The 18,739-nt window shown below is 49.1% G+C and carries 17 protein-coding genes and 1 riboswitch; of the genes, 10 read left to right on the forward strand and 7 right to left on the reverse strand.

The features are described 5' to 3' along the window. Positions 1 to 74 precede the first annotated feature (74 nt). The 6 genes from speD to JOD01_RS06435 all read left to right on the forward strand — a co-directional run bounded on the left by speD (position 75) and on the right by JOD01_RS06435 (position 6,144). A complete protein-coding gene (speD, locus tag JOD01_RS06410; protein ID WP_204517431.1) occupies positions 75 to 884 on the forward strand; it encodes an adenosylmethionine decarboxylase in 810 nt (269 codons plus the stop codon). A 181-nt stretch (positions 885 to 1,065) separates the two neighbouring features. Beyond that, complete coding sequence (locus JOD01_RS06415; RefSeq protein ID WP_204517432.1) at positions 1,066 to 1,713, forward strand: nitroreductase family protein; 648 nt, start codon at positions 1,066 to 1,068, stop codon at positions 1,711 to 1,713. Positions 1,714 to 1,967: 254 nt separating this feature from the next. Continuing rightward, positions 1,968 to 2,648, forward strand: a complete 681-nt coding sequence (locus JOD01_RS06420) for a response regulator transcription factor (protein WP_204517433.1) — start codon at positions 1,968 to 1,970, stop codon at positions 2,646 to 2,648. Between the two features lie 43 nt (positions 2,649 to 2,691). After that, the gene (locus tag JOD01_RS06425) at positions 2,692 to 3,987 is read left to right on the forward strand and encodes a sensor histidine kinase (protein ID WP_204517434.1); all 1,296 of its coding nucleotides are present in this window, start codon (positions 2,692 to 2,694) and stop codon (positions 3,985 to 3,987) included. 176 nt (positions 3,988 to 4,163) lie between these two features. Continuing rightward, positions 4,164 to 5,549, forward strand: a complete 1,386-nt coding sequence (locus tag JOD01_RS06430; RefSeq protein ID WP_204517435.1) for a DJ-1/PfpI family protein — start codon at positions 4,164 to 4,166, stop codon at positions 5,547 to 5,549. A 130-nt stretch (positions 5,550 to 5,679) separates the two neighbouring features. Continuing rightward, complete coding sequence (locus JOD01_RS06435) at positions 5,680 to 6,144, forward strand: DUF6884 domain-containing protein (protein WP_204517436.1); 465 nt, start codon at positions 5,680 to 5,682, stop codon at positions 6,142 to 6,144. 55 nt (positions 6,145 to 6,199) lie between these two features. On the opposite strand, the gene JOD01_RS06440 is transcribed toward JOD01_RS06435, so the two are convergent. Further along, on the reverse strand, positions 6,200 to 7,741 hold the full coding sequence (locus JOD01_RS06440; protein ID WP_204517437.1) for an ATP-binding protein: 1,542 nt from the start codon (positions 7,739 to 7,741) through the stop codon (positions 6,200 to 6,202). 310 nt (positions 7,742 to 8,051) lie between these two features. Then, positions 8,052 to 8,618 carry a biotin transporter BioY gene (locus JOD01_RS06445; RefSeq protein WP_204517438.1) on the reverse strand — a complete coding sequence of 189 codons (567 nt, stop codon included), beginning with the start codon at positions 8,616 to 8,618 and terminating at the stop codon, positions 8,052 to 8,054. A gap of 163 nt (positions 8,619 to 8,781) precedes the next feature. On the opposite strand from JOD01_RS06445, the gene JOD01_RS06450 reads away from it, so the two are divergent. The 3 genes from JOD01_RS06450 (at position 8,782) to JOD01_RS06460 (ending at position 11,367) form a co-directional block, all read left to right on the forward strand. Continuing rightward, entirely contained in the window at positions 8,782 to 9,672 is an 891-nt protein-coding gene (locus JOD01_RS06450) for a DMT family transporter (protein ID WP_204517439.1), read from the forward strand. Positions 9,673 to 9,826: 154 nt separating this feature from the next. Further along, positions 9,827 to 10,780 (forward strand): Gfo/Idh/MocA family protein, encoded by a 954-nt coding sequence (locus JOD01_RS06455; RefSeq protein WP_204517440.1) that lies wholly within the window; start codon positions 9,827 to 9,829, stop codon positions 10,778 to 10,780. After that, entirely contained in the window at positions 10,777 to 11,367 is a 591-nt protein-coding gene (locus tag JOD01_RS06460) for an acyltransferase (protein WP_204517441.1), read from the forward strand. The genes JOD01_RS06455 and JOD01_RS06460 overlap by 4 nt, the downstream gene beginning before the upstream one ends. A gap of 73 nt (positions 11,368 to 11,440) precedes the next feature. Here the strand turns inward: JOD01_RS06460 and JOD01_RS06465 are convergent, their stop codons facing one another. The 3 genes from JOD01_RS06465 to JOD01_RS06475 form a co-directional block, all read right to left on the reverse strand. After that, entirely contained in the window at positions 11,441 to 12,346 is a 906-nt protein-coding gene (locus JOD01_RS06465) for an ABC transporter substrate-binding protein (RefSeq protein WP_204517559.1), read from the reverse strand. Between the two features lie 65 nt (positions 12,347 to 12,411). Next, positions 12,412 to 13,059, reverse strand: a complete 648-nt coding sequence (locus tag JOD01_RS06470; protein ID WP_204517442.1) for an ABC transporter permease — start codon at positions 13,057 to 13,059, stop codon at positions 12,412 to 12,414. Beyond that, on the reverse strand, positions 13,019 to 14,191 hold the full coding sequence (locus tag JOD01_RS06475; RefSeq protein WP_275581928.1) for an ABC transporter ATP-binding protein: 1,173 nt from the start codon (positions 14,189 to 14,191) through the stop codon (positions 13,019 to 13,021). The genes JOD01_RS06470 and JOD01_RS06475 overlap by 41 nt, the downstream gene beginning before the upstream one ends. A gap of 141 nt (positions 14,192 to 14,332) precedes the next feature. Further along, positions 14,333 to 14,469, reverse strand: a riboswitch (cyclic di-AMP (ydaO/yuaA leader). Between the two features lie 177 nt (positions 14,470 to 14,646). Between JOD01_RS06475 and pdxK the strand changes: the two genes are divergently transcribed. Beyond that, positions 14,647 to 15,465: a pyridoxine/pyridoxal/pyridoxamine kinase gene (gene pdxK, locus JOD01_RS06480; protein ID WP_204517444.1), complete on the forward strand. Its 819-nt coding sequence runs from the start codon at positions 14,647 to 14,649 to the stop codon at positions 15,463 to 15,465. Between the two features lie 93 nt (positions 15,466 to 15,558). Here pdxK and JOD01_RS06485 read toward each other — a convergent pair whose 3' ends face one another. Both JOD01_RS06485 and JOD01_RS06490 read right to left on the reverse strand, forming a co-directional pair. Then, a complete protein-coding gene (locus tag JOD01_RS06485; RefSeq protein ID WP_338028530.1) occupies positions 15,559 to 17,196 on the reverse strand; it encodes a putative polysaccharide biosynthesis protein in 1,638 nt (545 codons plus the stop codon). 69 nt (positions 17,197 to 17,265) lie between these two features. Continuing rightward, positions 17,266 to 18,684 carry a sigma-54 interaction domain-containing protein gene (locus tag JOD01_RS06490; protein ID WP_204517446.1) on the reverse strand — a complete coding sequence of 473 codons (1,419 nt, stop codon included), beginning with the start codon at positions 18,682 to 18,684 and terminating at the stop codon, positions 17,266 to 17,268. Between the last annotated feature and the right edge of the window lie 55 nt (positions 18,685 to 18,739).

Here is an 18,739-nt window from a genome sequence, read left to right on the forward strand (position 1 = left end):
GCGTTGAAGGGAATTGGCTGCTATGAAAAGGGAATATTAAAAGGGAGACGGTCGAGAAAGGGGGAGTTTTCAGCATGGTGCTGACGCCGGAACAACGGATCAAATTGCATGGATTCAACAATTTGACGAAGACGTTAAGCTTTAATATGTATGACATTTGCTATACGAAAACGAAAGAGGAACGGGAAGCCTACATCGAATACATAGATGAACAGTACAATGCGGAACGCTTGACCAATATATTGAATGCGGTGGCGGAAATTATCGGCGCGCACGTGTTGAATATCGCCAAACAGGATTATGTACCGCAGGGAGCCAGTGTGACGCTGCTGGTGTCAGAAGGGCCGGTTGTGGAAGTGCCAACGGAGTCGTTTGCCGAATCGCCGGGGCCGCTTCCGGATTCGGTGGTGATGCAACTGGACAAAAGTCATATTACCGTCCATACGTACCCGGAATATCATCCGGATGAAGGCATCAGTACCTTTCGTGCCGATATCGATGTGTCGACTTGCGGGGAAATCTCGCCGCTCAAAGCGTTAAATTATCTTATTCATTCGTTTGATACCGATATTATGACCATTGATTACCGCGTTCGCGGGTTTACCCGGGACATCAGTGGGCACAAGCTGTTTATCGACCATGAAATCAGCTCGATACAAAATTACATTCCCCAGGAAGTGAAAGAGCTGTATGACATGATCGATGTAAACATGTATGACGCCAACATTTTCCATACAAAATGCAAATTGCGAAATTTTGACCTGAACAACTATTTGTTCGGCTATACCAAAGATAGGCTGAGTACTGCCGAGCAAGCGGAAATTACCCAACGGCTGCAGGAAGAAATGGATGAAATTTTTTACGGCCGTAATCTTTACGATTGAGGAAGCGGAAAGAGGAATCTGGCATTGTGCGGCTGCCGGTTCCTTTTTTCATTTGGATTCATAGCGTTGCCTTCTCAAAGAAAATCCGGTTCTGCGGTTAAGATAGTTTGGTATTGGCACACTTTCAGTTATAATAGACGAGAGTATTTCTTAAATTATGGTATAAAGGAGCTTTATTCGTATGGATTACAGTGCTTTTAAAGATATTATTCACGGAAGACGGAGCATTCGCAAATTTACGGAACAAGATGTCTCCATCGAGGATATTGAAGAAATTCTTGACTGTGCCCGTTATGCTCCCAGTGATACCAATTCGCAGACGTGGGAATTCGTAGTGATTAAAAATCGGGAAAAGATCAAAGAAATTCGCGAACTGACGTTGCAGGCTTTGCAAGAGAAAGCGGAGCAAGCGGAAGCGCGAGGATTCGAGAAAGAAGGAAAATTGCTCGTTCGCTCCTTTGGGCCTTATGCCACCGCTTTTGCGGACGCGCCGGTTTTAATCGTCTGCCTTGCTACCCCGTATCAGTCCAAATTCCGCGAGCGGATTTTTGAACCAATCCAATTGGTGCCGGAATCGGTTTGGGAAGAAGAAGGCATTAAGAGCAGTTGTCTGGCCGCGCAAAACCTGATGCTGGCCGCATATGCCAAAGGCATGGGAACGTGCCCGATGACGGGACCGGTATTGCTGGCTGCCGACAAGTTGCGTCACTATCTGCAAATCGAGCCGGAAAAACAAATCAACATGGTGATCGCCCTCGGCTATCCGCAAGAATCTCCGAAAAAGCTGCCTCGCAAAGAAGTCAGCGAAATCGTTCGCTATGTGATGTAAGCATGGCCTAGTGCAAGATCAGGCAAACAGCCAGTCTCCGAAGCTAAATCGGGACTGGCTGTTTTTTTTTTGGCAGCTTCATGTTCCAAAACAGCTGCCGACAACAAGAATGGCGGAGAGTTCAACAGGAAATCGGCTGTACGATTTAGAATTAAACGACACAAAGAAAACTGTGGTCAGTTTGCAAGCTGGCAAACAAGCAGGAAAAGCGAGGCTGTTTTCGTTTTGACGAAAATCAAAGAGGAGGAATCATTTTGCCCAAAATATTGCTGGTCGATGATGAACCGCACATCCGCGAATTGGCCGCGCTGTATTTAAAAGATGAAGGCTTTGAAATTGTGGAAAAATCCAACGGCGCAGAAGCGCTGATTTATGCCGAGAATCATCATGTCGATCTGGTCATTCTGGACATCATGATGCCGGAGATGGATGGCTGGGCGTTATGCGCGAAACTTCGCGAGTTAGGCGAAATGCCGATTTTGATGATGACGGCGAAAGGAGAAGTGGCCGATCGAATTTATGGGTTCAAGTTGGGAACGGATGACTACCTGGTAAAGCCGTTTGATCCGCTTGAATTGGTGTTGCGGGTGAAGGCCCTGTTAAAGCGCTATCGGATTTCCACTTCCAATATGATCAAACTGGGCAGCATCACGCTCGACCGCGCCCGTTATCTCGTTATCGACGAGCAGGGCAAAGCGCTCACGTTGCCGATGAAAGAGTTCGAATTGCTGTACAAGTTAGGCAGCTACGCCGGGCAGTTATTTACGCGCGATACACTGATCGAGCAAATCTGGGGAATTGATTATGAGGGAGATGAGCGGACGGTCGATGTACATATAAAGCGCCTTCGCGAAAGATTTGCTTCGCATGAGTCTGATTTCCGGATTGTGACGATTCGCGGTCTTGGGTATCGATTAGAGGTGAGTCAAGATTAGATCGTTATATACGCGCATTGTGTTCATTTTTGTCGGTATTGTCATGCTCAGTTTGATTGTCGCTTATTTTGTGACTTCCTGGATGTATGAAGATCGGGCGCGTGCCTTCATCCAAAACATGCTGACCACGGACGGCACTCAAATCATCCAGACATTTCAATCGACGCCATCCGCTGAGCTTGTTTCGTTTATGCAAAATCTGTCCGGACTTTCTCTTACGCAAATCCAGCTATACGACCGGAACGGAACAACGCTGCTGGATGCCAAAGAGTGGCCTGTGCAAGTGTCAACCGGTGAGATCGAGTCTGTGCTGAGAGGAGAAAAAGTTGTCCGTGTCGACCAGATCCATACCGCCCAGCCTGTGGTCGGGCTTCCCTTGCAGGCTGATGGACAGCCGTATGCCTTGTTTTTAACCGTGACGAAGGAGGGGACAGACGATGGAGCGATGAATGCCATTCATCTGCTGTATGTGCTGATTTTGTTTATCGGCAGTTTCCTCATTCTCATCGCGGCGCGCTATATCGTCAACCCGATCCGCCAACTGACGGCAGCCACCAGAAAAATGGCGAAAGGACAGTTTGACGTCGAACTTCCGACCAAACGCAAGGACGAAATTGGCATCCTGAGCGTCAGCTTTAACCAGATGGCAAAGGAACTGGCTAAGCTGGATCAAATGCGCAGGGCCTTTGTGTCCAACGTTTCCCATGAGATTGGTTCTCCTTTAACCTCGATTTCCGGTTTCAGCAAAGCGTTAAAACAAAAGCAAATAAGCGAGGAAAGCCGCCTGCGATATTTGACCATTATCGAAGAGGAGAGCGAGCGTTTGTCCCGATTGAGTCAAAACTTGTTGCAATTATCCCATTTGCAGCATAACGATCGTCCGTTACATGTCAGCGCTTACCGGCTCGACGAACAACTTCGCAAAATTGTGATCACTTTAGAGCCGCAATGGGGAGCAAAAGAAATCGCCATCGATTTGAATCTGAAACCCGTGACCATCCGGGCCGACGAAGATCAGCTCAGTCAGGTGTGGATCAACTTGATCAGCAATAGCATCAAGTTTATGCCGGTCCGCGGAGAAGTTCGGATCGAGACGGTCGAGAAAGAGAATCGGATCACCGTAATCATCGCCGATAATGGAATAGGCATACCCGAGGAGGAACGGACGGACATTTTCAAGCCGTTTCATAAGGTAGACAAAGCCCGCAATTCATCTGTGAAAGGCAATGGCCTCGGTTTAGCCATAGTCAAGCAAATTGTCGACTTGCACCGCGGCGATATCGCAGTTTCGGGGCAGCCGGGGAGCGGGGCGATATTTGAAGTAAGCCTGCCGCAATGAGCCAAAGAACATCCATCCTCAAAATGCCGCCACTGAGGCGGCATTTTTTTCGCGAATTTTTCTTCAAGACCGGGGCTCAGTTCATATTGAGTTCAAATAAATGGTTTATAGTGTAAATGCGAAAGAAATATACCGTACAGTGGTATAGTAATTTTTTAAAGTTCGAGGAGGATAAAATGAAGAAGACGTTATTGCGAGCAGCTCTCTATGTATTCAGTTTCGTGATCTTTATGGGAGGGATCGGGTTCCTCGGAATGCTTCATACCCAAAAGGAATTTTACGAAGCATTGCGCATTGAACCTGTTCCTTCGCTGGAAGGCGTAAAAATTCCCGCCTATGATCCGCATAAACCGACGGTGGCAGTCGTTTTGGGAGATTCGTCGATCACGACGGAAGATTTCGATTTCCTGATTCCGTACGAATTGTTCGCGATGACAAACGCGTATAATGTATTCGCTGTCGCTCCGGACAAGAGCGTCAAATCATTATCGGGTGGACTCGATGTCATTCCGCATTATTCGTATCGCGAATTGGATCAGCTCCTGGGGAAAAGCCCCGAGATTATTGTGGTTCCTTTCATGCCGATCTTAAATGAAAAATATCAGCCTACGCGAGAATGGATTCAACAGCATTCCCGCAACAGTCAAACCACTTTCTTAAGCATTTGCGGCGGTTCAGGCAACCTTGCCGATGCGGGCCTCCTAACAGGAAAATCAGCTACCTCTCATTGGCAGGCGATCGGTTCGTTAAAACGGCTCTATCCCGACACGCAGTGGGAAGAGGATGTGCGATATGTGCATCAGGGGAACACTCTGACCTCAGCCGGCCAAACGGCGGGAATCGACGCTGTCTTACACTTGATCTCCCAACAATTGGGGGAATCGGTTGCTGCAAAAGTAGCGAAAGACATCCATTATCCTACTTACGAACTGGTTGCGAACCCGCAGGTGGACCCGTATTATCCCGACTTGAAATTTTCTACCTATATCTTGAATTCGGCTTTCCATTGGACCAAGACAAAAACAGGGGTTTTGCTGTATAACGATATGGATGAAATCGCCTTGTCTTCGATTTTTGATTCGTACGCGGATACCGGAACAACACAGGTACTGACGATTTCGGGCACAGATGCTCCGCTGTCGACCAAACATCAGCTCAATATCGTGCCAAGACATACCATAACCAATGCGCCGAATTTGGATAAAATGATCGTCCCTGGCGATGATGCCAAAACATTGGCTGCAGCAGAAATGGAACTTTGGAAAGAACATGGCGCTGATGTTGAGACGATGCTCATTCACAGTGATTCGCCGAACCGCTACGTGTTTGAAGCGCCGTTGGAGGATTTGGCGAGACAAGAAGACTTGTTCACTGCCGAGCATGGCGTGAAACGGCTGGAATACCGCGCCCGCAACATCAAATTGCAAGGCAAGGCACTTCCATACGAGACGTATGCTCATCTCCTGCTTGTTGCCGCCCTCTCCGTTTTCGTCGCTTTTTGGATCGATCGACGATTTATCATGAAAAAGGCAGGTTTCAAAACGTATCCGAAACGGAATTAACAACGAATCAATCGAGGCCAATTTTTGGCGGTGGAAATGAAACCTGGTTTGTCCGGGCAGTTTGGTCCATAATCAACGTATGACGCAACAACAGGATGGATAAGCGGGGAGAGAGAAAGGAGCTTCATCAATGAAACGACTGTGTATTATTCCATGCGGAGCGAAGAAAATTTGGGACAAACAGCCGGCCGCCGGACCGACCCGGGCGGACCAGGCTTATCTCAGTCCGTTTCATCAGGCTTGTCAGGGCTATGCCCGCGCGTTTTTCACAGATTGGCTGATTCTCTCGGCAAAACACGGGTTTTTGCTTCCGGATGATCAGGTTCCGGGTAATTACGATGTCTCGTTTGGTTCGGGCCATCCGGAAACAATCTCTGCCGAACAGTTGCGGACACAAGCGACGGAAAAGGGACTTTATCAATTTGACCAACTCGTCATCCTGGGCGGAAAAAAGTTCCGTCCGATTGTTGCTGCCGTCTTCCCGCAGACACCGGCAGACTTTCCGCTGCAAGGCTGTCCCGGAATCGGGAAGATGCTGCAGCGGTTGCATCAGGCAGTCGCCAGCGGACAAGAACTTTCGCAAAGCAGGACATAAAAAAAGAGGCGCAACCGGCCTCTTCTTCACAACATGGAGCTATGTATGAGCGTAATTAGACGTTCCCGTTGACTTTAAAGCCAAGCTCTTCCAAAGCTTGCTGCAGGGTACCGACCGTCCGTGTCTGCTGGTTGAATTCAATGCCGAGATTGACCATTGTGTTGGCGATTTCCGGCCGAATTCCCGTAATAAACGGCGTACAGCCCATCCAGGTGATACCTTTGATAATTTTGAACAAATGCTGAACAATTTCTTCATCCAAATAGGCGACCCCGGACATGTCGATGATCAAGGTTTTAATCCGCGCTGTTCCGATTTGCTCCAACACTTTTTGCTGAATGGTGTTCGCCCGGTCGTTGTCGATTGTGCCCATCAAGGGAACGATGGAGATTGTGGAAGACAACGGAATAATCGGTACGGAAAGATCGGCGATCATATCGCGCTGGCCTTTGAGCAACTGATCTTTGTATTCGGTATAGCTCATGAAAAAGTGACGTAAGAATATATCAAGCGTTGTATTGATTTGCCGCTCCAATTGGTAGAAATCTTCCGGTTTATTATGAACTTGATTCAAGCGGTCAAAGTTGTACAAAAAGTCCCATAGAACTTTGCGGATAGCCTGGAACCACTCCAGTTTGATCGCCAAATTGAGGGTGGAATGCTTCGCCCAAATCTGCCCTTCCTGTTTGCCGAAGTTGATAATGTCGTAATCTTTGTTTTCAATTAACATATGGACAAGTTTGTGGGCATTGTTGAGTAAATCAATACTGCCGATTCTTTTTACTTCACTCAACAAGTCTTTCAAATGATAGGCTTCGGCGAGCAAGTGTTGTTCAAACTGCTCCTTATTGATGAGCAGAAATTCCTGAAGGGTTTGATCTTCGGAATACTGTAGGTTCAACTGTTTCACCCTCTTTTCTTTGGCTAGCTCAAGCGGCAACTGTATGGTAAAGGTGGTTCCCTGGTCCTTCTCGCTTTGTACTTCGATCGTTCCGCCATGCTGATAGATGGTGGAAAAAACTTGTGCCAATCCCATACCGGTACCGTCGGTTTTGGTAGTAAAAAACGGGGTACCCAACATGATCAGTTTTTCTTCAGGAATACCGATGCCAGTATCGGAAATGATGATGTAGACGGTAGTGTCCGAACAATACTGGGATATGCGAATTTCACCCTTGTCCGGGATGGCTTCAAAAGAATTTTTTAATAAATTGAACAACGCTTTTTTGATCTGATTCTTTTTTGCAAACAATTCGGTCTCGGTTTGTTTGAAATCCTTGATAATCGTGACGCGATATGTCTGATCTTGAAACAGATTCAAAATCGATTCGATTTCCGTGCAAATTTTAATTTTTTCGAAAGGCTCTTCATCCATGTCCGGCTTGGCCACGTTCAACAAGTTCTGCAATGTAACGATTGCATTGTCCAGTTCTGACTGGGCGATATCCAGATAAGTGTGAGGGGCTTGTTCCTGAAGCAATTGCAAAAATCCTTTGACGGCTGTCAGCGGATTTCGAACCTCGTGTGCGATCCCAGCTGCAATTTGGCCCACGGAAGCTAACCGTGATATTTGAAAGTTTTGTTTATCCTGATTCATTGCCGGCAATCCACCCCATCCTTTTCATTCTTTTTCCCAATATTTTTTCATTAATTAACGAATGAAAGAGACAAAAGAGCAAAAATAAAAATTAGTTAAAGATCAAAGAAATTATAACGAAGTTTTGAACAATATGGAAGATTAGTCCAAAGGCAGGGGGGGGAATATAAGAAAAAAGACCTGTATTTGTTTGCCACGTGTGACGCAGTGAAAAAAAAGAGCCAGACAAAAAGCTGCTGGCTCACTTTCGCGTATATGGACAGGTTGTCCGGCCTTGCGGAACGTAGGTGGAACAATCATTTGCCCAAAGCTATTGGCTTATGTGTGGCGAGGAGATCAGGCGGGCCGAAACCAGGCGTTTGCGTACGAGTACGCCGAGATAGGCAGCTAAAGCCGCTTTGATGACCCCGACCGCCAAAAACGGATAGACCCCGACCGCCAATGCTTGGCCCCAGCCCCAGCTCATCACATATTTCAGCTGAATCCAGCCGAACAGCAAGGTCACCACCATTCCGATGAGATTGGCGAGCAGAGCCGGCCAAAAGGTAAACCGGCTTTTTTCCAGAATAAGTCCGGTCACATATGCCGTTACGACAAAGCCGGTGATAAACCCGCCGGTAGGACCGATCAGAACGGGCAGGCCGCCTTTGGCTTCACTAAAGACCGGCAGTCCGATCACTCCCATTAATATATAGATGAGGATTGCCAGCGTTCCGTAGCGGCTGCCCAGGACAGTGGCGGTCAGACCAACCGCCAAAGTTTGTCCGGTTATCGGGACGAGCGGCAAAGGAATGGTGACTTGGGCCAGGATGGCGATCAAGGCGGCAAACAAAGCAGCCAAAATGAAATTTTTCAACCGACGGTTTGTTTCCGTCATGTGTAGCACTCCTTTCTGTTAACGATTCTTACCAAAAAGATACTATGAAACACCTCATATGTAAACTAATTTTTCTTTTTGGTTTACAAAAAACCGCCTCTGGCTGATTTTTTTGAACAGTGATAGAATCGGAACAATTACATTGTGCAAAGGAGTACCCCAAATGAAATACATGTATACTATGCTGCTGCTGTTTACCAGCTTTCTGTGGGCGGGAAATTTCGTGGTCAGCAAATTTTTGGTTGATTATGCCTCGTCGATTACGCTGACTGACCTGCGCTGGATTATTGCTGTACTGTGCCTGGTTCCGCTGGTGTGGATACGGGAGAAACGGATTATCCCACCGGCAAAAGCGATTATCCCCTTAATTCTGATGGGAATTACCGGGGTTGTCTTCTTTAACCTGTTTATGTTTTGGGCTTTGCAGCGGACAACTTCTTCCAATGTTGGTTTGCTTTCTACCTTGAATCCGGTGTCGATTGCCTTGTTTTCGTTTTTGCTGATCAAAGAAAGGCTGAACCGGTTTCAACTAATGGCGATGGCGATATCCCTGATCGGAGTGCTGATTGTTTTATGCAAGGGGGAGATTGGCAAATTAGTCGCTCTGCAGTTTAACACCGGTGATTTGTGGATGGTTGCGGCGGTGGCCATGTGGGGGTTGTATTCGGTTTTCGGCAAGTGGGCGATGAAATGGGTATCGCCGATGATGTCTACCTTGTATTCCGGTTTGTTCGGGGTACTGCTTTTGCTTCCTTTTAATCTGGGTGATTTCCATGTAACGAAGGTCGATCTCACCTTTTGCCTGTCGATCTTATATGTAAGCGTATTATCTACGGTTGTTTGCATGGTGATGTGGAACATCGGGGTTCAGCGATTGGGAGCTACCACCGCAGGGATGTTTCTCAACTTTAACCCGATTTTTACCGGCATTCTCGCCTTTTTGCTGTTGGATGAACGGCTTACTTGGCTGCAACTGGCGGGCAGCGCTTTGGTAATCGTCGGCTGTGTGTTGTTTTCCCGACTGAAAACGGCAGGCAGACAATTAAGCCATTGAAGCAAACATGACCCGACCGCAAAAAGTACTTGGCGCGAATCAGGTGAGGAGGCCAGGCAACTTTTTAAAGACTGACATAAAATGATTTATTAGGAATAAACCATTAGCGGTTTCGAACGAAAATCATCTTATGTCAGGAAGGGATCGCGTTGCGATGAAAAAAATTGGCATAGTTGGAGCGGGAAAATGGGGAATGAATCTTGTCCGGACTTTCCGCGACCTTGGGGAATTGGCTGCGGTTGCGGAAATGAACGAGGAGCTTCGCCTACAACTGAAAGCATTGTATCCCGAGTTAACGGTCTATGATTCCGTCCAGCCGCTTTTGCAAAGCGAAGTCGAGGGAGTGGTCATCGCTACACCGGTGCAGACGCATTATCAGATTGCCCGGGAAACATTGCTGGCGGGTAAAGATGTATTTGTGGAGAAGCCGATCACGCTGTCGGTGGACGAGGCAAGCGAACTGGATCAGTTGGCGCAAGCGAAGCAGCGGATTCTGATGGTCGGCCATTTGCTGTTGTATCAACCGGCGGTACAGTGGATTAAGCAGTATGTTCAAGAAGGAAACCTCGGCGAACTGTATAGCCTGCACCAGTACCGCAAACAGTTGGGACGGATCAGAACGGTGGAAAATGTGTTATGGAGCCTCGGTGTCCATGATATCGCGGTGTTGTTGGCGATAATCGGAACGACGCCTGAACGGATCATGGCAAGCGGTCATGCGATGCTTCAACCGCAGATCGAGGATGAGGTGCATCTGCATTTGCGCTTCCCGAAAGGTATCCAGGCCCATCTGCATATGTCTTGGCTGTGGCCGGTACGGGAACGCCGAACAATCTTGATCGGTTCGGCAGGGATGCTGGAATATGATGAGCAGAAGCAAACCGTCATCAAGCATCGCAAGTATGTCGATGGGGCGTTGACGATCCAGGATGAAGGAAGCGAACTGGTGTTTCGTGGCGATCAAGAGCCGCTGACAAGAGAAGCTCTTCATTTTCTGGAATGTATGGCCAATCGTACACCTCCGCAGTCTGACGGAAAGAACGGAATGGCAGTCATCCGCGTTTTGTCAGAAGCGACACGTCTCTTGCAAAAAGGAGGGGAGGTATGAGCGAAAAGGTTTACTTTGTCCATGAATCAGCCGTTATTGATCCAGGTGCACGGATCGGGGAAGGAACAAAGATTTGGCACTTTTCCCACGTGATGGGCGGAGCAGAGATCGGGAAAGGGTGCACATTGGGCCAAAATGTGTTCGTCGCCAATCAGGTAAAGATCGGCAACAATGTAAAAATTCAAAATAACGTTTCTGTCTATGAGGGCGTCGTGCTGGAGGACGATGTGTTTTGCGGACCGAGCATGGTGTTTACCAATGTTTTAACCCCTCGTTCCGCTTTTCCGCGCAATACGAGTACGGATTATATGGCGACGATCGTCAAACGGGGAGCATCGATCGGAGCAAATGTGACCGTCGTCTGCGGCGTGACCATTCACGAAGCCGCTTTGATCGCGGCCGGAGCCGTTGTGACAAAAGATGTGCCGGCTTACGCCAAAATGGCCGGCGTCCCGGCAAGAATCATCGGCTGGGTCTGTGAATGCGGCGAGTCGCTGCAGTTCACCAATCATCAGGCAGTTTGCCCGGCCTGTCAGCGGAAATATGAACAAGTCGATCTGCAAAATGTGCGTAAATTGGTAGAGTAGAGAAAGACAGGCACAGCAAAAACGCAGAGGGCCTCATAAGAGGTGCCCTCTGCGTTTTTTGGTGTTTCGCTTCTTACTTGATCAATCCTTGTTCTTTCAGCCATTGTTCGGCGACGTCGTCTGCTTTTTGTTTTTCCACATCCACTTTTTCATTCAGCATCGCCATTTGCTTGTCATCAATTTTGCCGGCCAGTTTGTTCAGCACATCCTTGATTTCAGGGTGCTGCTGGAGGACGTCGCTGCGCACCAGCGGAGCAGCGTAATACGGCGGGAAGAACTGCTGATCGTCTTCCAGAATGACCAGATTATGTTTGATCAACTGGCCATCGGTAGTGAAGGCATCGACGACATCCACCTCGCCGGCACTGATTGCTGTATATTTAAGACCGGAGTCCATTGCTTTCGTATTCGTAAAGTGTAGGCCATACGTTTTTTCCAGGCCTTTCAATCCGTCATCTCGTTCGATAAATTCCTGATCGCTGCCCAATGTTAAGGAACCGGCGTGTTCTTTCAGGTCAGAAATCGTTTTGAGATTGTACTTTTGCGCGGTTTCCTGTGTTACTGCCAGGGCATAGGTGTTGTTAAAACCAATCGGTTCCAGCCAATCCATTTGATATTGTTTCTGGAATTCTGCCTTGACCGTGTCGTACACTTTTTCCGAATCGCTGTCGGCTTGCATTCCTAAAATATTGACCAGACCGGTTCCGGTATATTCGACGTAAAGATCGGCATTGCCGGTCTTCATTGCATTGAAGCATACATCGGTACCACCGAGAAACGGTTTAATATCGACATCCAAATCTGTGTTTTTTTCCAGCAAAATCCCAACCATGTTTGCCATAATATCTTGCTCTACGAAGTTTTTTCCGACTACGGTAATCTTCTCCGACGCTTTAGAACCGGTTAGAGAGGAACAACCGCCCAGCACCGCCAATGACAGTGCCAAAGCACCTACTCCAATCCTGCCAAGCCATCTCATCTTCACAAAATCCTCTCCTTCACAATCAAATGATTTACTGACAAGCATGTTCTCCTTGTGCGCAATCAGCTTTTGCGGACCCGAAGTCCTTTCGGAGTAATGCGCCAATCTGTCCAGGCAAGAGCCAAATCAAACAAGATGGCCAAGACTGCCGCCGGAATGGCACCGGCAAGAATAATGCCGCTGTCGACCATGGCAATACCGCGCAGGATCAGGTCTCCCAATCCGCCGCCGCCGATAAACGCGGCCAACGTAGCGACCCCAATTGTCATCACGGTTGCCGTGCGTATGCCGGCGAAGATGACGGTTCGAGCCAGAGGGAGCTCAACCATCCATAGCAACTGCCTTTTGGTCATTCCCATTCCGCGTCCCGCCTCCAGCAAGGAGCGATCCACATCCATGATTCCCGTATAAGTATTGCGCAAGATCGGCAGCAACGCATAGACAACCATCGCAATGATAGCGGGCAACGGGCCGATCCCGAAGAACGGAATCATAAAGCCGAGCAAAGCGAGACTGGGAATCGTTTGAAAGACAGACACAATTCCTAACACCGGTCCCGCCAAGAAGCGGAATCGGGTCAGCAAGATTCCGGTCGGCACGGCAATTACGGTCGCCCAGAACAGTGAGATAATCGACAGGATAATATGCTGCCAGGTTGCATCCAAAATATCAGGCCAACGATCGACTAACGCGTTCATCACTTCGTTCATCCGTTTCCATCCCCTCCAAATATGGTTTTGCCAGCACATCTACCAGACTGGCTCTCGTCAACAGACCAACCAGTTTCCCGTTTGCGTCCACAACCGGCACATAGCCGTATGGCGCTCGTTGAACAAGCAAAATTGCTTCGGTAACCGGGGTCCCGGGAGCAACAGTGGTCGCTTTGGTGCGGATGACATCCCGGATCGCTGTCGATTCTTCCTGATAGCGGCTGTAAATGTCAGACGCATCGGCCATGCCGAGGAAGGTGCCTTCCTTATCCACGACCAGCAGCCCGGTTACCCGCTTGCGGTGCATGAGCTGAACGGCTTCCGCTAATCCCTTGTTTGGCGATATGGTTACAGGGGTTTTTAGCATGACGTCATCGACCAATTGGGAAAGATGTCCGTTGAGACGCTTATCGCCAATAAATCCTTTGACAAAGTCGTTGGCAGGGTGACGTAAAATTTTGTCGGGCGTCGCCTGCTGAATCACTTTTCCGCCTTGCATCACCACAATTTGGTCGGCAATTTTCAATGCTTCATCCATATCATGCGTGACAAAGACGATCGTTTTGTTGAGCGTTTGATTCAAGCGGATCAGTTCATCCTGCAATTGCTCGCGTGTAATCGGATCAAGCGCGGAGAAAGGTTCATCCATCAGGATGATCGGGGGATCACTCATCAAGGCGCGGGCTACGCCAATCCGTTGTTGCTGCCCGCCAGACAGTTCGTTGGGGTAACGGTCTCGATACAAATCGGGGTCCAGGCCAACCAGCTCAAGCATTTGGTTAATCTTCGCCATATTTATCGCTGATTTGCCTTGTCGCAATCGTGGGACAAGTGCGACGTTTTCCGCAATCGTCATATGCGGGAACAGCCCAACTTGCTGAATCACATAGCCGATACTTCGCCGCAGCTCAACCGGGTTCATCTCGGACGTATCCTTGCCGTTGACGATGATTCGCCCGCTGGTCGGCTTGATCAGGCGATTGATCATTTTCATGGTGGTCGTTTTGCCGCAACCGGAAGGACCGACCAGCACGACGATGTTTCCTTTGGGAATTTCCAGGTTCAAATCTTCGATAATCACATTGTTTTCATACTGCTTGCGGACATGCTCAAACTTGATTGCATTTTCCAAAAACATCCCCCTCTTCCTATTTGGTAAATCCTTACAGTTAGATGGGTATAAAAATAACCCAGAAAATGGGCCAAAAATGCAGAAAGACCCTAAATCAAATTTAGGGTCAAAAATACAAATATAGAGCTCAGGAATAACAAATTTGACCCATCTAACGGCTGACGAGGTTAGCTGACGGGCTCGGGAAAGATGGTTCCCTACGAAGTATCGACACGCCCCAAAAAAGTGGTTCCCCCGCTTCTCAATTTGTATGATTGAGAATTAAGCGTATCTAAATTATGAACGAAATCAAATCATTTGTCAAACTTTCCAGGGGATTTTTGTTGTTTGAGTTTAGCCCATTTCCGGATTTGCAGGATTCGCCGAATAAAAATTATGACTTTAATCGGCACCGCCCAAGCATTAAAATAAGAGTAGACAATTGATTGGCACTATTTCTTCCGAGGGGGATAATCATGGCTATTTACAAAGCATTAACGATTGCAGGCTCTGACAGCAGCGGCGGCGCTGGACTCCAAGCCGACTTAAAAACGTTTCAGGAACGGGATGTATACGGGATGAACGCGCTGACGGTCATTGTGGCACAGGATGAAAACTGGGGCCATAATGTTTTTCCGGTTGAACTGGATACGATCAAAGCGCAGATTAAAACCGCGCTGTCGATCATCGGGGTAGATGCCTTGAAAACAGGCATGCTGTTTACACCGGAAATTATTGAGTTGGTGGGTGAGCAAATTGCCCATTATCAATTTACAAATGTCGTGGTCGATCCCGTGTTGATTTGCAAAGGGAGCGGAGAATTGCTGGAACCGGAAACGGTCAACAGTTTGCGCAAAGCATTGGTTCCATTGGCTAAAGTCGTAACCCCCAATCTGTTTGAAGCAGCCCAGTTGAGCGGTTTGCCGCAAGTGGAAACGGTCGAACAAATGAAAGAGGCGGCCAAAATAATTCATGAGCTCGGCCCCGCGTACGTGCTGATTAAAGGCGGGCGAATGGAAAACAGTGATAAGGCAATCGATTTGCTTTATGACGGCCAAACCTTTGATGAATATGTCTCGGAAAAAATCGATACACACAATACGCACGGGGCAGGCTGCACGTATTCCGCAGCGATTTGCGCCGAACTGGCGAAAGGGAAATCGGTGCGCGAAGCGGTAGAGCTGGCCAAAGCTTTTATCACGGAAGCGATTCGCCATTCGTTTGCCTTCAACTCTTTCACCGGGCCTACTTATCACGCCGCTTACCGCAAATTTGGGCCAGGCGCGCAAGCCTAAATTATCGCAATAGCGGGACTATCATAAAGACAAAGCAAAAGATCGCCGTTCATCCTGACGTTTGATGTCGGGGGGGAGGCGATCTTTTTGCGCTTAGCCGCGTCTCGTTTGTTTGGATTGCCTGAACCATTTGCGGAAAGGACCGGGCAGTTGCGCCAACTCCTGCCTGCCGATCATTCGTGTGGCGGCCAGCAGAAGCATATAAGCGACAAGCACAAACCCGCAGACGACTACCGCATTGAGCCCCTGGTTCAGCTTCTCTTGCGCAAACGGGTGAAGCTGGTAATGCGCGGCTGTCTCCAGACCAACTCCGAGCAGGATGATCACGGCGGTCACGAACACCAGCTTGAACCAGCGTTTCGGCCGAAAAATGGCGAAGGCGGCCTGTTTCTTCAAAATAACCAGGTTGATCAGCCACATCACAACAAAGCAGAGTGTGGTCGAAGCCAAAATGCCATAGATGCCCCACTCGGGTGACAGCAAATAATTCCCCAGCAGTTTGACGCTGATCCCTGCTGCCACGCTCCCGATTAACACATTCATTCTGCCCATGCCCATCAGGATTGCTCCCGAAGTTTGCATCATGATTTGAAACAGCGAACTGATTGTCACGAAAGCGATGATCGACGGAGCGTACTGCTCGCCAATCGCCGTGCCGCCGTAGTTGAATAGAAAACCGCTGATCGGACGGGCGCCGATGCTGATCAATAAGACAATCGGCAAGCCAGTGAGCAGCGCCAGTTGGAAAACGCGTGAGCTCTGCTGTTTCACTTCGGCAACATCGCCCTTGGCATGCGCTCCGGAAATAATCGGGACAATCGACTGGCTTAAGGCAATCGCCAAAATGATCGGCAAACCGGCCAAAGGCTGGGCCTGTCCGCCAAGGATGCCGTTCAGTTCGCGGGCTGTTTGCAGGCCGATCTGCTCGGATAACAGCGGGATAATCGTCGACGAGTCGATGTTATAGATCAAAGTGACGGCCATCGAATAGATCACAATCGGGATGGAGACGCGAAACAGCGTTTTGTAAAGCGCGAGAAATCCTTTACGGTCAGATGACGCGGCGTTCCCGACAGGGAAATCCGCCTTCAGCCTGGTTTCAGCCAGCAATTTGCGCGTGTAGTACAGCATGACCAGCAAGGCAGCGACACCGCCAACCACGCCGCCAAACGTCGCTCCGGCTGCCGCCCAGTCTGTTCCGTAGCCGATCAGCAGGAAAGCGAGGCCGATTGAGGCGACCAGCCGAAAAATTTGTTCGACCACCTGTGAAACGCCATTGGACAGCATAAATTGGTTCCCTTGGGAAAAGCCGCGCAAAACAGCGATCAACGGGAAGAGCAAAATCGCCGGCGCAATCGCTCTGGTCGCCAAAGCGGCCCGGGGATCACCCGAGGCGGCGGCGTAGCCGGGAGCGAGCAGGAACAGCAAAATGCACATGACGACACCGATTGCCAAGGAAAACAGCACAGCCGCCTGAAAAAAACGGAACGCTTCCTGCCGCTGATTTTGCGACAGTTTTTCCGCGACGGTTTTGCTGAGCGCGCTCGGCAACCCGGCAGTGGCGACAATCAACAAACTGGAATAGAGATTAAAGGCAATCGTATAACTGCTCATTCCGTCGTTACCCAGCAGATGAACGAGCGGAACGCGTTGAAACACACCGATAAATCTCGTGATTAACGCAGCGATGGCGAGGATCGCTGTACCTTTGACAAGTGAATCCTTTGACACTGTTTTTCCTTCTTCCGTAGTAACCTTTATCACACCGATTATATACATATTTGTCCCGCTTGGCGATGTTCAAGACGAAACTCCGCGAAACTTCCGCAGCCGATATTGCAAGCTTTGCCGGCTGATGCCCAACAGCTTGGCTGCTTGTGAAATATTGCCCTGTACGGCGCTGACGACTTGTTCGATATAGCTTTGTTCCAGCAAGGCCATCTGTTCTTTTAACGGCCGGAAAGATGCGCCGGGTTGCGCGGAAGCGGCGTCGACAGCAGGCGATGGCGCAAGCAAGCGATGCTCGGCGGCATTGCCGACAGTGTGCTGCAGCGGGAGATGTTCCATCGCAATCGAACTTTCGCCATTCATCAAATTCATCGCCCCTTCGATAAAATGCTGCAGTTCGCGAACATTGCCAGGCCAAGCGTAATGGTGAAAAAATTGCTCCACTTCCGGCTCGATTCCGTTGACATCCATCTGGAACAGCTGGTTGTACTTTTCGATAAAATGCAAGGTGAGCGGGAGAATATCTTCTTTTCGTTCGCGGAGCGGCGGAACAAACAGACTGACCACGCTCAAGCGGTAAAACAAATCTTTTCGCAGCCGATTTTGCGAAATCGCTTCAATGGGGTCTTCGTTCATCGCGGCAATGATGCGGACATTGACCAATCGATCTTTGGTGTCGCCGATTCGCCGTACTGTTTTTTCCTGCAGGACCCGCAGCAGTTTCGTTTGCAAATGCAAACTGAGCGAATTGATTTCATCAAGAAACAGCGTTCCGCCTTCCGCCTGTTCAAACAAGCCGGGCCGTTCGACCGCGCCGGTAAACGCACCGCGCGCTGTCCCGAACAGGAGACTTTCCACCAAATTTTCCGGGATCGCCGCGCAGTTTTGCGAAATGAACGGGGCTTGACTGCGGGCGCTCGCATTATGAATGCTCTGGACAAAAAGCTCCTTGCCCGTCCCGGTTTCTCCCACGACCAGGACGGAAGAGCTGGTGCGGGCGGCCCGTTTTGCCAGTTCGATCAGTTCGCGGATGGCGGCGCTGACCCCAACGATTTGCTCAAAAGTATAGCGGGTGCCGTTTTTCTCCGGTTCGCGCAGCGATTCCCGCAGCAATCGCTCCATTTTGGTCACGTCATTGGCAATTTCCACCGCGCCGATGATTTGTTCTTTGGCAAACAGCGGATATGTGTGGTTGATTGTCGTAATCTGCTTCCCTTTATCGTTGAAATATGTTTGCCGTGAATTGCGGATACTCTGGCCGGTTCGCAGCACTTGCAGCAAAGTGCTTTCCTGACCGGGGGGGAATTGGAAAATAGCGGAAACATTTTGCCCCAAAACTTCCTGTTTGCTCATTCCTTCCAGGTGGGCCATCTTTTGATTGTAGAGAAGAGAGCATCCGGTGGCATCGATCACATGGATTCCTTCGTTGATCAGATCGAAAATTTGTTCATAATACAACAGCAGCTTGCTTTGCTCAAATTTGTCGAGCATCCGTCTCACCTGCCTTTCAAACGCTCTCATTCTACCATGCGGCCAAAGGTAGGGG

It is taken from the genome of Brevibacillus fulvus, assembly GCF_016908525.1.
Lineage (GTDB): Bacteria > Bacillota > Bacilli > Brevibacillales > Brevibacillaceae > Brevibacillus_G > Brevibacillus_G fulvus.